This window comes from Cohnella cellulosilytica, from assembly GCF_042431195.1.
Lineage (GTDB): Bacteria > Bacillota > Bacilli > Paenibacillales > Paenibacillaceae > Cohnella > Cohnella cellulosilytica.
Window position 1 is genome coordinate 46584 of sequence record NZ_JBHMDN010000069.1, and the last position, 12442, is coordinate 59025.

General features: G+C 55.2%; 14 protein-coding genes. 11 read left to right on the plus strand and 3 right to left on the minus strand.

All coding sequences use genetic code 11. The annotated features are described in order from the left end of the window. Nucleotides 1-418 (plus strand): RpnC/YadD family protein (locus tag ACFFT4_RS30480; protein ID WP_512699945.1); only part of this gene is annotated, 418 nt, incomplete at its 5' end. 192 nt (nucleotides 419-610) lie between these two features. After that, nucleotides 611-1603, plus strand: a complete 993-nt coding sequence (locus ACFFT4_RS30485; protein WP_378052902.1) for an RpnC/YadD family protein — start codon at nucleotides 611-613, stop codon at nucleotides 1601-1603. 133 nt (nucleotides 1604-1736) lie between these two features. Here the strand turns inward: ACFFT4_RS30485 and ACFFT4_RS30490 are convergent, their stop codons facing one another. After that, nucleotides 1737-2297 carry a GbsR/MarR family transcriptional regulator gene (locus ACFFT4_RS30490; protein ID WP_378052903.1) on the minus strand — a complete coding sequence of 187 codons (561 nt, stop codon included), beginning with the start codon at nucleotides 2295-2297 and terminating at the stop codon, nucleotides 1737-1739. A 274-nt stretch (nucleotides 2298-2571) separates the two neighbouring features. On the opposite strand from ACFFT4_RS30490, the gene ACFFT4_RS30495 reads away from it, so the two are divergent. The 7 genes from ACFFT4_RS30495 (at nucleotide 2572) to ACFFT4_RS30525 (ending at nucleotide 10483) form a co-directional block, all read left to right on the plus strand. Then, nucleotides 2572-3768 (plus strand): quaternary amine ABC transporter ATP-binding protein, encoded by a 1197-nt coding sequence (locus ACFFT4_RS30495; RefSeq protein WP_378053059.1) that lies wholly within the window; start codon nucleotides 2572-2574, stop codon nucleotides 3766-3768. Then, the gene (locus ACFFT4_RS30500; protein WP_378052904.1) at nucleotides 3765-4628 is read left to right on the plus strand and encodes an ABC transporter permease; all 864 of its coding nucleotides are present in this window, start codon (nucleotides 3765-3767) and stop codon (nucleotides 4626-4628) included. Before ACFFT4_RS30495 ends, ACFFT4_RS30500 begins: the two co-directional genes overlap by 4 nt. Further along, a complete protein-coding gene (locus ACFFT4_RS30505; protein ID WP_378052905.1) occupies nucleotides 4628-5542 on the plus strand; it encodes a glycine betaine ABC transporter substrate-binding protein in 915 nt (304 codons plus the stop codon). Before ACFFT4_RS30500 ends, ACFFT4_RS30505 begins: the two co-directional genes overlap by 1 nt. 275 nt (nucleotides 5543-5817) lie before the next feature. Next, entirely contained in the window at nucleotides 5818-6582 is a 765-nt protein-coding gene (locus ACFFT4_RS30510; protein WP_378052906.1) for an SDR family NAD(P)-dependent oxidoreductase, read from the plus strand. A gap of 301 nt (nucleotides 6583-6883) precedes the next feature. Then, the gene (locus ACFFT4_RS30515; RefSeq protein ID WP_378052907.1) at nucleotides 6884-7678 is read left to right on the plus strand and encodes a polysaccharide deacetylase family protein; all 795 of its coding nucleotides are present in this window, start codon (nucleotides 6884-6886) and stop codon (nucleotides 7676-7678) included. 395 nt (nucleotides 7679-8073) lie between these two features. After that, the gene (locus ACFFT4_RS30520; protein WP_378052908.1) at nucleotides 8074-8712 is read left to right on the plus strand and encodes a hypothetical protein; all 639 of its coding nucleotides are present in this window, start codon (nucleotides 8074-8076) and stop codon (nucleotides 8710-8712) included. Between the two features lie 409 nt (nucleotides 8713-9121). Further along, nucleotides 9122-10483 (plus strand): peptidoglycan DD-metalloendopeptidase family protein, encoded by a 1362-nt coding sequence (locus ACFFT4_RS30525; protein ID WP_378052909.1) that lies wholly within the window; start codon nucleotides 9122-9124, stop codon nucleotides 10481-10483. A 59-nt stretch (nucleotides 10484-10542) separates the two neighbouring features. Here ACFFT4_RS30525 and ACFFT4_RS30530 read toward each other — a convergent pair whose 3' ends face one another. Beyond that, a complete protein-coding gene (locus tag ACFFT4_RS30530; protein ID WP_378052910.1) occupies nucleotides 10543-10767 on the minus strand; it encodes a helix-turn-helix domain-containing protein in 225 nt (74 codons plus the stop codon). Nucleotides 10768-10891: 124 nt separating this feature from the next. Between ACFFT4_RS30530 and ACFFT4_RS30535 the strand changes: the two genes are divergently transcribed. Further along, nucleotides 10892-11161 (plus strand): DUF6809 family protein, encoded by a 270-nt coding sequence (locus ACFFT4_RS30535; protein WP_378052911.1) that lies wholly within the window; start codon nucleotides 10892-10894, stop codon nucleotides 11159-11161. A gap of 15 nt (nucleotides 11162-11176) precedes the next feature. On the opposite strand, the gene ACFFT4_RS30540 is transcribed toward ACFFT4_RS30535, so the two are convergent. Beyond that, a complete protein-coding gene (locus tag ACFFT4_RS30540; protein ID WP_378052912.1) occupies nucleotides 11177-11347 on the minus strand; it encodes a type II toxin-antitoxin system Phd/YefM family antitoxin in 171 nt (56 codons plus the stop codon). Nucleotides 11348-11742: 395 nt separating this feature from the next. Between ACFFT4_RS30540 and ACFFT4_RS30545 the strand changes: the two genes are divergently transcribed. Then, complete coding sequence (locus ACFFT4_RS30545; RefSeq protein WP_378052913.1) at nucleotides 11743-12324, plus strand: LOG family protein; 582 nt, start codon at nucleotides 11743-11745, stop codon at nucleotides 12322-12324. The last annotated feature ends 118 nt before the right edge of the window (nucleotides 12325-12442 follow it).

A 12442-nucleotide genomic window follows, 5' to 3' on the forward strand; every position in this document is an offset into this window, starting at 1 on the left:
CCCGGCCAGAGAACAGATGATCGCCGGCTTTTTCGAAACGTACTTGCAGCTAACCGAACGGGAAGAACAACAATTGCGGCAAGCGCTCCATGAGCTGGAGCCTCGAGAGGAGGAAAGGGTAATGCGGGTCATGATCTCGTATGAGCGCAAGGGATGGATCAAAGGGAGGGAAGAAGGCAAGCTTGAAGGACAGATTGAGGGAAAGATTGAAGGAAAGATCGATTTGTTGTGTCAATATGTGGCGACCTGTTTTCCCGAATCGGCAGCGGAGCTGCAGGCTGCCTTGCGGCAAATTAAAGAAATTGCGGTGCTGGAGCGGCTATCGGCGACAATCTTTGACGTGAAGCATCCGGAGCAATTGCGCGAGCTTCTCTTGGCCGCGCTCGAAGACTGCAGTCGCGCCCAGAAGGAATCGTAATCAATATTAGCGAAGCTGTACGACGACTGGATCGATGTCGATGGGGGAAGCAGCTGACGGAAAATGTGACGCTGGGAGCTTCCGATACAATTGAGCCATAAACGAATCTATTTGCGAAGCACGCAAATCTGATTGGCGGGATACCGTCGCGGATTTGCGTTTTTTTGCGTCCTGAAGGGAGTTGAGGGAAAGATGGAGGAACAGTCTCTTCCGCCTATCGATCATGATCGATTATTTAAGGAGTTGCTTGCTACCTTTTTTCAGGATTTTATCGAACTGTTCTTCCCGCAAGTTGCGGCTGCGATTGATTTTGGCCACGTCAAGTTTCTGCAGCAGGAGGTGTTCACCGATGTGACTGCCGGGGAAAAGCGGAAAGTCGATCTGCTTGTCGAGACGAAGCTGCGGGGTGAAGATGCGGGCGAAGAAGGGCTGATCATCATTCACCCGGAATCGCAAGCGAAGCGGCAGACGGAGTTCCCCGAGCGTTTGTTTGTGTATTTCAGCCGCTTGTATGAGAAGTATCGCCGTCGTATTGTGCCCATCGCCATCTTCAGCTATGACGGTTATCCGCGAGTGACCGAGCCGGAGGAGTTCAATGTCACGCTGCCTTTTCTCGATGTGCTGCGTTTTCGTTATTATTCGCTTGAGCTGCGCAAGCTGCAGTGGCGTGAATATGCGAGCCGCGACAACCCGGTAGCTGCTGCGCTTTTAAGCAAAATGCACTATAATGAAGAGGATCGCGTGCAAGTCAAGAAGGAATGCTTTCGGATGATCGCGCGTCTGCAACTGGATCCGGCCAGAGAACAGATGATCGCCGGCTTTTTCGAAACGTACTTGCAGCTAACGGAACGGGAAGAACAACAATTGCGGCAAGAGCTCCATGAACTGGAGCCGCGAGAGGAGGAGGGGGTTATGCGAGTCATGATCTCGTATGAGCGTAAGGGATGGATGAAAGGAATAGAAGAAGGCAAGATCGAAGGAAAGATCGACTTATTGTGTCAATATGTGGCGACTTGTTTTCCGGAATCGGCAGCGGAGCTGCAGGCTGCCTTGCGGCAAATTAAAGAAATTGCGGTGCTGGAGCGGCTATCGGCGACAATCTTTGACGTGAAGCATCCGGAGCAATTGCGCCAGCTTCTCTTGGCAGCGCTCGAAGACTGCAGCCGCGTCCAGAAGGAATCGTAATCGACATTAGAGAAGCCGAAGAGAAGCTGACGGGCAAGCTGTCGTAAGATTACCTCGATCCCCCGCATTGCCCCATTCACTGTTGGACCTACAAATATGGAGGGCTTTCGCCCTCCAAAGAAACTCCGATTTTCTATTCAACTTCCCTAGGAACCCAACTAAAGATATCCCCCGATTCCAGCGCGTCAATGAAACGGTCCAGCCACTTGTAATATTGGAGGGCATGCGTCATTTTCGCCATATCGTAATCGATCAACTGTCCCAGCCGTTCGTTGTCCGGGTTCGTCTCGCGCAGCTTGCGCAGCTCGATCATCGACTTGTTCAGCGCCGATATGTTCATTTCCATCGACTTGCGCCACTTGATGGAGAAGTAATCCACGAAATTCTGGTGCCAATCCTCTTCGACCTCGTACAGATCTTTTCGGGAGCCTTTCCCCCATATTTTGCTGATCATTTTCAGATCGACCAGCGTGCGCATGCCCGTGCTGATGCTTGTTTTGCTCAGGCCCATCTCCTCGCCCATCTCGTCCAGCGTAACGGCTCCATCGTGAAAAAACATCATGCCGTACAAGTGGCCGATCGACGTAGTTACCCCGTACAGGTCCATATTGTTGCCGATTGAATCCACAACGCGCCGGCGCGATTTTTCTATAATTTTGATCTGCTCTTCCGATAGTCCCTCGAAAGTCGCCATGCCGTACACTCCTATCCTTCGCCTGTTCATGGGCGGTCAATGATGCCTGACTCCTATTGTAGAAAAGAGTCGATCGTAAGTAAAGAATGCGGTTCGGGAGGATGTTTGAGGAAACGGGAGCATACAGTAAATAAAGTGTGTAAAGTTAAAACTGTACGTACTATACGGAGGCACAGCCGTTTTGACCCTGACAAGATTGGACGTCTACACTTGTAAAAGCGGCTGTAGATGAGAAAGATGAGAACATACGAAAGGGGGATATGCGTTGGAGGCGATGATTGAGGTTCAAGCGTTAACGAAAGTGTTCGGCAGCGATCCGAAGCGGGCGCTCCGGCTTCTGGACCAAGGCTGGACGAAAGAGCGAATCGCGAAAGAGACCAGGCTGACGGTCGGAGTCAACCGCGTGAGCTTCACGATCGGGCGCGGAGAAATCTTCGTCGTTATGGGCTTGTCCGGGAGCGGCAAATCGACGCTGGTTCGTCTGCTTAATCGTCTGATCGAACCTACCTCCGGGAAGGTGCTCATCAACGGAACGGATATCGTACAGTTGAACGCGGAGCAGCTTCGCCAGGTACGGCGCAAGACGATCGGCATGGTGTTCCAGAAGTTCGCCCTGTTTCCTCACCGTACGGTGCTGGAGAACGTGGAATACGGGATGGAGGTCCAGGGCATGCCCAAGGAGCAGCGCAGGGCCAAGGCCCAGAAGACGCTGGAGCTCGTAGGCTTGGGGGGATGGGAGCAGAAGCGTCCGGACGAACTGAGCGGGGGCATGCAGCAGCGAGTGGGGCTTGCCCGCGGCCTGGCGAACGATCCGGAGATTCTGCTGATGGACGAAGCGTTCAGCGCGCTCGATCCTCTCATTCGCAAGGAAATGCAGGATGAGCTGCTGGAGCTTCAAGCGTCCATGAAGAAAACGATTATTTTCATCACCCACGATCTGGACGAGGCGCTGCGCATCGGGGACCGGATCGCGCTGATGAAGGACGGCGCGGTCGTTCAGGTCGGCACGCCGGAACAGATTTTGACCGACCCGGCCAACGAGTATGTGGAGCGCTTCGTCGAGGACGTCGACCTGTCCAAGGTGCTGACCGCCTCCCATGTTATGGTGCGCGCCGAGACGATCGGACTGGATCGCGGCCCCAGAGTGGCGCTGCAGCTCATGCGCGACCGGGGCATCTCGAACCTGTACGTGGTCGACAAGGGCCGCCAATTGATCGGGGCCGTGACCGCCGAAGCGTCGTCGGAAGCGGTGAAGACGGGCAAAGGGCTGGAGGATATCCTCGTGCGGGAAATAACGACGGTGGCGCCGGACATTCACCTGAGCGAATTGTTCGACGCCGTCAGCTCCGCGAAAATTCCGGTCGCGGTCGTCGACGACCGCGGCAGATTGCTGGGCATTATTATTCGGGGAGCGGTTCTCTCCGCCTTAAGCGGCAGCGGCGACCGAACGGGAGCGGGTGAGGCGACGTGAGGACGTACGGATTGTCCATCTTCGATCTGCCGAAAATTCCGATCGGCAAGTGGATCGAAGCGATCGAGTCCTGGCTGGAGGGGAACGCCGGCCCGGTGTTCAAAGGCATCAAGACGTTTATCGGTTCGACCGTGAACGGTTTGGCGGACGGGTTTAACGCGGTTCCCCCGCTATTGTTGATCGTATTGTTTACCGCGCTGGCATTTTGGATCGGTCGAACGAGAATTGCGTTGTTTACGCTGCTCGGCCTCTATCTGGTTTATAACCTGGGCTACTGGGAGAACACGATGGAGACGCTAGCGCTCGTCCTGGTCGCCTCGATCATCTCCATCGTGCTCGGCATCCCGCTGGGAATCGCTTGCGCTCGCAGCGACCGGGTGCAGAAGATCGTAACGCCCGTGCTCGACTTCATGCAGACGATGCCGGCGTTCGTCTACCTGCTGCCCGCGGTTGCGTTCTTCTCCCTGGGCGTCGCGCCGGGAGTGATCGCTTCCGTCATCTTCGGCATCCCGCCGACGATTCGGCTGACGAACCTTGGCATTCGCCAAGTGCCGGTCGATCTGGTCGAGGCGGCCGACGCGTTCGGCTCGACGCCGCTGCAGAAGCTGGTTAAGCTGCAGCTGCCGATTGCCGCGCCGACGATTATGGCGGGGGTCAACCAGACGATCATGCTGTCGCTGTCCATGGTCGTCATCGCCTCGATGATCGGGGCGCAGGGAGTCGGAGCGGACGTGTACCGCGCCGTTACCCAGGCCAAGACGGGAGTCGGCTTCGAAGCGGGCTTGGCCGTAGTCGTGCTTGCGATCATTTTGGATCGGATCACGCAAAATCTAGTCAAGAATAAACGAAAAGGAACGTGATGAAATTGAAAAAAAGCGTAAATCTATTGTTGGCAGCCGTACTGATCTTTTCCCTGGCGCTTGCGGGGTGCTCCAAGAACAATAACGAAAGCGGAGCCTCGGGCGGCGCTTCGGGTTCCCCGGCGACGAATAAGGAGATTACGCTCGCATATGTGGCCTGGGACTCGGAAATCGCCAGCACGAACGTGGTGAAGAACGTGCTGGAGAGCAAGCTGGGCTACAAAGTCAACATGCTTCAAGTCGACGCCGGTCCGATGTATCTGGGCATCGCGGACGGCAGCGCCGACGCGATGGTAGCGGCGTGGCTGCCCAGCACGCATGGGGAAAATTACTATGAGCCGAACAAGGACAAGTTCGAGGACCTCGGCGTTAATCTCGACGGCACGAAGGTTGGGCTGACCGTTCCGACTTACATGGACATCTCCTCCATCGAGGATCTGAACGGGGACGTCGCGGCATCGCTTGACCATACGATCACCGGCATCGAGCCCGGCGCGGGCATTATGATCGCGACGAGCAAGGCGATCGAGGAATACGGCCTGGACGGCTGGAAGCTGCTGGAGAGCTCTTCCGCGGCGATGGCCAAAGTTCTGCAGGACGCCTACGCCAATCAAGAGCCGATCGTCGTTACCGGCTGGACGCCTCACTGGATGTTCGCCGAGATGGACCTGAAATATTTGGAGGACCCGAAGAACGTGTACGGCGGCGACGAGCAAATTCATACGCTTGTTCGGCTGGGCTTGAAGGACGATCACCCGGACGCCTACAAATTCCTGGATCAGTTCGAATGGACGCCGGCCGACATGGAAGAGGTCATGGTCGATATCTACAACGGCACGGACGAGACGGAAGCGGCCAAGAAGTGGGTCGAGGCCAACGAAGACAAAGTAAGTCAATGGATCGACGGAATCTAAACGGGTAAGCGCAACAGGGGCTGTCCCATAAGCCAACTAAGCTGCTTGAAAGATAATCGATGAACAAGGTGCAAGGGGTATGTGCCTCCTTCCGCTGCTATACGCTCCTGAAATGAGAATGATAACCCGTTAATCGGTGATTTCAGGGGCGTATGAGGCAGTCTCCAGGGGCACACACCCCTTCTTTGTCTATCCGGTTAAAGGAAGATTCGGACCTCGTCGCGAAGTAAGGGGGGAGTCGGTAGATCAACAAGACGAGAACGGAGCTGAGAGGGATGGCAGAAGCATTTGATTTGACGGGCCGGGCGGCGTTCGTCACCGGAGGAACGCAAGGTCTCGGACTGGCAATCGCCCGGGCGCTGGCGGAAGCGGGAGCTCAGGTAGCGATCACAAGCCGGGATGAGCGCAAGGCCGCGGAAGCGGCGGAGGCCTTAAGCCGGGATACGGGAGGAGAAGTTGTCGGCATCGCCGTGGAAGTAACGGACGAGGGCAGCGTCAGCCGCGCGGTCGAACAGGCGGTCGGGCGCTTCGGAAGCCTCGATATTCTGGTCAACAACGCAGGCATTAACATTCGCAAACCGATTTTGGAGTATGACGAGCAGACCTGGGACCTTGTGCAGGCCACGAACCTGAAGGCCCCGTTCCTCTGTGCGAAGGCCGCCGCGCCTCATATGATCAAGCGGCAATACGGCAGAATCATCAACATGGCCTCCATGCTCGGACAGGTCGCGCTTCCGGAGCGCTCCGCCTATTGCTCCAGCAAGGGCGGGCTGATCCAGCTGACGAAGGTAATGGCGCTGGAATGGGCGGAGCATAACATTACCGCAAATGCCGTGTGCCCCGGTCCCTTCGCCACCGACATGAACAAGGTCGTCATCGACAATCCCGAGGCGAACCGATATTTTCTGGATCGCTTGAAGGTTGGAAGGTGGGGCCAGCCGACCGAGCTCGCCGGCTTAATCGTCTATCTGGCGTCCGAAAGCTCCGGCTTCATGACGGGCTCCGCTCTGACGATCGACGGAGGCTGGACGGCCGAATAAACGATCCGGAGGAGCTCTCGCATCATCGTTTCGGCGACGGAGACGACAGCTCCCTTCCGGCTCGGCCGCTCGGCGCAATGAAGCGGCGCCCGGCAAGCTTTCCCGCACCGCCTTGAGTCCGTCCAGATTCGGCAGAGTCCTGCAACATTTCCGTGCGCGACACGGCTATCTGCACGCCCCATCGTATAGCTCTAATGGATTGTTGATATTGCCCAGTTTGAATGGGTCTTTAGGCCTGGTTTTCCCGGCTGGAAAATACCGCGCCAGGGGAAATTGATTATGCACGAGGAGGATGCTGAGGATGATCGTTTATTACAATTATTTTCCGGGCGGGGTCCGCAAGGCGCTGACGCTCAGCTACGACGACGGCCGTGATCACGACCGGCGTTTCGTGGAGAAACTGAACGAATACGGATTAAAAGGAACGTTCCATCTGAATTCCGGTTTTTTTGGCAGGGACGGCTACATCCATGCGGACGAAGTGGCCTCGTTGTATGCCGGACACGAGGTGTCCGCGCATACGGTGGATCATCCATTCCTCGAGCAGTCGCCGCCCGATCAAGTCGCAAGCACGATTCTGACGGATCGCAAGGCGCTGGAAGCGTTGGTCGGGTATCCGGTGCGCGGCATGAGCTACCCTTTCGGGACGTATAGCGACCGCGTCGTTGCCATGCTGCCGGCTCTCGGGATCGAATATGCGCGGACGACCGCCAGCCACGGCGAGTTCCGGATGCCGGAGGCTCCGCTGCGTTGGCATCCGACCTGTCATCATAAGACGGCGATGGAGCTCGTCGACGCCTTTCTTGAACCGTCTAAATACAACAAACCGAGATTGTTTTATGTATGGGGCCACAGCTATGAATTTGAAAATGACGGCAACTGGGACTTGATCGATCGATTCGCGGAACGCGTCGGCGGCCGCGACGATGTCTGGTACGCCACCAATGCCCAAGTCGTCGCCTATGCGAAAGCGCTGGAGGGACTGCGGTTTTCATCGGACTGCACGATCATCCATAATCCTTCGGCCATCTCGGTATGGGTGGGCGTGGGGGACGAACCGCTTGAAATTCCGGCGGGACAGATTGTTCGTCTATGAGCCCCGGCGGATAAGTAAGCCTGCGACTCAGACGCTGGATAGCGAGGCCAAACGGTGCCGGAGCGTCACGGTTTGCCTCGCTGCCCCGTCGTCCGCCTCAATTGTTCGAGCCCCTCTTTCTTATCCGGGCAGACCCTGCACTTTTTTACATCGAAATCGCGGGCGTCGGTCCGTGCTTCCTTCCGACGCTTTTTTTCCTTGCTACGCCTTGCGAATTGCCCTATGCCTCGCTTTGCCTATGTACATTCCCGCATCCTTGTTAAATTCGAATTCCTCCTTTTCAGCGAGCGAAGAAAACCGTTTATGCCTGCCGCTGCTGCTATATGAATGTTTGCAAGGAGGTTTGCCCATACTAAAAACTATGAAACTCGAAGCAGACCTTTAGGAGGTACGGAATGTTTAAGTGGATCAGCTGGGCGCTGCGGGTGGTCGCGACCGCTTTGCTGCTCAGCTTCTTGTGCATATGGACGACCGGCTATATCGTTAATAGCTATATGGAGTCGGTGCTCAAGCAGTTGGACTTGCCGCTGGAGGTGCAGCCGCTCGCTTTGTCGGGCGTATGGGGCAAGCTGTGGGGCGCGGAGCGGCCTCCGGTGAAAGAGGCGGCCGACCGGCCGGCGGAAACGCCGGGCGAGAGCGGACCGCCGTCGCAATCGGTTTCGGACGACGAGAGCGGCCGGAGCGGGAACGGGGCGGACGAAGTCGAGGCGACGGACGAGGCCGTCCCGCCGCCGGAGCCAGCCGGAGCGACGCCGGAGGAAACGGTGGAGAATCCGCCGGAAGACGCCTTGCCGGTGTTCGGAGACGAATCTTCCATCGAGAGCTTGACCGACGAGCAGCGGCAATCCTTATACGCCTTGGTTGTGTCGAAGCTGACCCCCGAAGAGCTGGGGAAATTGTCGAATTATCTACAGGACGGCTTAACGGACGAGGAGCTGACCGGCCTGCAGGAGATGCTGCAATCGGCGCTTACGGACGAGGAATATACGCAGATGATGAGCCTTCTCCAGGGCGAACTAAGCCCGGAGGAATAGCATTTCACAGGCTATGGGACGAGGTTAAAAACGATCGCCGCCGGGTTTGTCAACCGGCGGCTATTTCCATTTTTCATAATTCTAATGCGTCCAAACGGTTGATAGAGACCTAAGACCTATGCTAAAGTGAGGTACAAGCAACCGCCATAACCGGGAATACGAAACACCGAATGCAAGGGAAAAGGGGAAGATCATGGCCGATTTCAGGGGAACGGATCGGATCCGGAAAATCCTTGCCGCAGCGCGGCAAACCTTCCGGTTCGTTCGATTCGCGAAGAGGAACGGAAACACCGGTACGGAGACAAAGACTCAAGGAACTCATCCCATACACAAATATCGCAAGCCGATTATCATAGCGTCATGCAGCATTGCCGTCGCTATCGTGGCGGGAGCCGCGGGAATCAAATATGTGGAAGCGAACAAAGTAGATTACTATAAGGTTCTCGTGAACGGCGAAGTAGCGGGAGAGATCAGCAGTCCAGACAAAGTGGAGCAATTGGTCGCGGCGAAAGCGGAGGAGCTGGAGCATGCCGATACCCCCGCGCATCTGGTGCTGAACGACAATCAGGTCGCCTACACGGCTGAAAGGGCTTACAAGAAGAAGACCGACGATGAGGCGACGCTGAATCGTCTTGAAGGCATGCTTGAAACCCATGCGGTCGGCGTTAAAGTTGTCGTCAACGGAGAAACGGTCGGCGTCGTTCGCGACGAAGCGACCGCGAAGAAGCTGCTGCAGCGGGTGAAGAACAAATATGTTCCCGCCAGGCTTGTAGCCAAGCAAGGCGATGCCGAGGTTCGTTCCTTGTCCTTGAACGCGTCCGCTTCCGACGAGGAAGCCGAATCGGAGGCCGATGCCGCGCCGACGCGTATCGTAACCTCCGTCTCCTTCGCCGAGAAGGTCGAGACGGTCGAGGACGATATCGACGCCGCCGAGCTGTCCGATCCGGACGAGCTGTTCAAGACCTTGACCGAGGGCGAGCCGATCCCGCGGAAATACACGGTCAAGAAAGGCGACTGCATCGGCTGCATCGCAGCAAAGCTGAATATCTCCGAAGAGCTGATCTACAAGAATAATACGTGGATCAAGAATGATCTTATTAATATCGGCGACGTGCTCGATTTATCCGAGGAGGAGCCCCCGATCCTGAATGTAAATTCGGAGGAGGAAGTCACGGAGATCGAAGCGATCGAGCCGCCGATCGAATATCAGAAGAGCGATTCGATGAAGCTGGGCCAGCAGAAGGTGCTTAAGGAAGGCACGGAGGGCAGCCAGCAGGTCACTTACCGCTTGCTCAAGCGCAACGGAGCGTTGATCGAAGAGGAGCAGATCGCCCGCAAAGTATTGAAGGAACCCATTCCTACGGTTATCCTCAAGGGAACCAAAGTCATCCGCGGCGAAGGCTCCGGCAAATTCATCTGGCCGGTCTCCGGTGCGCGCATCACAAGCTACATGGGCTCTCGCTGGGGACGGATGCACAACGGCATCGACATGATCGGCAAGAGCAGCATTATGGCCGCCGACGAAGGCGTCGTCGAATTCGCGGGCTATAAGTCCGGCGGACTCGGCAATGCGATAATCATCAACCATCAGAACGGATTCGAGACGGTCTACGGGCATATGAAGAGCGTTAAGGTGAAGAAAGGGCAGATCGTGGAGAAGGGCGACGTCATCGGCATCATGGGCAGCACGGGACGCTCTACCGGCACTCACCTGCACTTCGAAGTCCACCTGAACGGCAAGCTGAAAAACCCGACCAGTTATCTCAAATAAACTCAAGCAGCTTCGCACATAAGAAGAGCCGCAGCCTGTAGCTTCAGGCGTGCGGCTCTTTATTTCTTTTTAGGCGGATAAGGCTCTTTACGGTCTGTTCGATTTAACAGGTAATCTATGCTGGTTTGATGGAGGTCGGCCAGTTTGATCAGCGCTGAGGTTGGTAAATCCAAATCGCCGGATTCATATCTTGAATAGGTGGTTTGATTTACCTTTAACAGATCGGCGATTTCTTTCTGAGTCCAATCCTTATCTTCTCGTAATGCTCTAATTCGTGCGAACATTCAATATCACCCATAGCCATCATAGGGTATGCGGAAATTGCATATTGATTTTTATGCGTTTTTCGCATAAATTTAAAATGGGGATAGGGTGGGAGCATAACAAGTTGTGGGAGGCCGTGGGAAAATGAAAAGCATATTACAGGAGCTATATAACGGAGATTTATGTCCTGTTGCGCAAATCCTAACGAAGAATACAGCTTACCGTGAGATCGGACGCAGGATCGCAGATGGAATGGACGAATGGAAGAAACGGTTAACCGAGGAGGAGTTCAAGCAATTGCAGAATCTGATCGACCTGCGCGTCCAGACCATCGAAATGGACTTAGCCGCTTCGTTCGAGCATGGCTTCAAGCTTGGGGCTTCTTTGATAATGGAGGTGATGTCTGAGCAGTAGCCGGCTTACGGTGTCTTAGGTGCGGAATTGACGGGCTTTGGGCTTCGTTAGTTGATGATATTCTTCCATAGAAAGGACGACAGCAACGGGGATTCCCCGCACACTGATGGTTTGGGGGCCTTCATCTGTCGCTTTTTTAACAACCGAACCCAATCGATTTTTTGCATCCTGAAGTTTCCATTGCATATGCACTCCCCCTTTTTATCGGCTAGAATGTCTTGAATTTATTATATCATGGGGGGCATATCATAATCGCTCAAGGAGGCGCCGCTTCCTGAAATATTGTGAACAAACTAAAGGAGCGGCCCCCCTTTATCCAGAGTGGACCGCTCCATCGACGAAAGTAATTCATTTGGTGATTAAAATGTAAAGGATACTTTGACCAAAGTCAAGGTTCAAGTGTAGTATTTCCACTTGCGGCTTCCTGATAGGCATCAAGAAGTTTGAGAACTCGCTTTTGAAGCAGATCCTCAACTTCTCTGAGGAAGAACCGAAACTTGGCCTTGAGCATCCAAGTGGAATTGCCGATTCCGCTCCTATATACTAATTGTGAGCATATCATTCGGATTTGAGGGATAAAGATGAAGAGCATTGCGGTATTTTGCGGCTCCGGGATGGGGGCGCGGCCTTCTTATAGGGAAGGTGCGATTGAACTTGGACAAGAACTGGCTCGGCAGGGAATTACGCTTGTCTACGGAGGAGCGAGCGTGGGGCTTATGGGAACGGTCGCGGATGCCGTATTGGAAGCCGGAGGCAAGGCGATCGGCGTGCTTCCGAAGATGCTGGACGACAGAGAGATCGCTCATCGCGGCCTAACGGAACTCATCGTCGTTAATTCCATGCACGAGAGAAAAATGAAAATGTCCGAGCTGGCGGACGGATTTATCGCGCTGCCCGGCGGTCCGGGGACGATGGAGGAGTTTTTCGAAATTTTTACTTGGGCCCAGCTTGGACTGCACGGGAAGCCTTGCGGTATTTTGAACGTCGATCGCTACTTCGATTTGCTGCTGGCGTTTTTCCGCCATATGAACGAGCAGCAGTTTCTCCAGGATAAGTACGCGCCCATGGTTCTCTCCGATTCCAGCCCGACGGGTTTGTTGGACAAGTTCCGGGCCTATCAGCCGCCTTCCGTGAAAACGTACATTAAAGAAGAGCAAACGTAAGAGCCTCGACAAGCGAAAAACCCGTGAAGCCAACAAGCTTCGCGGGTTAATTTTATTCGTGCGCAAGCGCGGCACAGGCCGCCCGATGCGAAAAGAACCGGTTCCGTCAGCAGGTGGA

What these genes read in the sequence shown, in the direction of transcription:
- ACFFT4_RS30515 (WP_378052907.1), top strand. Translation starts at nt 6,884, where the DNA reads ATGATCGTTTATTACAATTATTTTCCGGGCGGGGTCCGCAAGGCGCTG.
- ACFFT4_RS30505 (WP_378052905.1), top strand. Translation starts at nt 4,628, where the DNA reads ATGAAATTGAAAAAAAGCGTAAATCTATTGTTGGCAGCCGTACTGATC.
- ACFFT4_RS30520 (WP_378052908.1), top strand. Translation starts at nt 8,074, where the DNA reads ATGTTTAAGTGGATCAGCTGGGCGCTGCGGGTGGTCGCGACCGCTTTG.
- ACFFT4_RS30510 (WP_378052906.1), top strand. Translation starts at nt 5,818, where the DNA reads ATGGCAGAAGCATTTGATTTGACGGGCCGGGCGGCGTTCGTCACCGGA.
- ACFFT4_RS30545 (WP_378052913.1), top strand. Translation starts at nt 11,743, where the DNA reads ATGAAGAGCATTGCGGTATTTTGCGGCTCCGGGATGGGGGCGCGGCCT.
- ACFFT4_RS30535 (WP_378052911.1), top strand. Translation starts at nt 10,892, where the DNA reads ATGAAAAGCATATTACAGGAGCTATATAACGGAGATTTATGTCCTGTT.
- ACFFT4_RS30530 (WP_378052910.1), bottom strand. Translation starts at nt 10,767, where the DNA reads ATGTTCGCACGAATTAGAGCATTACGAGAAGATAAGGATTGGACTCAG.
- ACFFT4_RS30485 (WP_378052902.1), top strand. Translation starts at nt 611, where the DNA reads ATGGAGGAACAGTCTCTTCCGCCTATCGATCATGATCGATTATTTAAG.
- ACFFT4_RS30490 (WP_378052903.1), bottom strand. Translation starts at nt 2,297, where the DNA reads ATGGCGACTTTCGAGGGACTATCGGAAGAGCAGATCAAAATTATAGAA.
- ACFFT4_RS30495 (WP_378053059.1), top strand. Translation starts at nt 2,572, where the DNA reads ATGATTGAGGTTCAAGCGTTAACGAAAGTGTTCGGCAGCGATCCGAAG.
- ACFFT4_RS30540 (WP_378052912.1), bottom strand. Translation starts at nt 11,347, where the DNA reads ATGCAATGGAAACTTCAGGATGCAAAAAATCGATTGGGTTCGGTTGTT.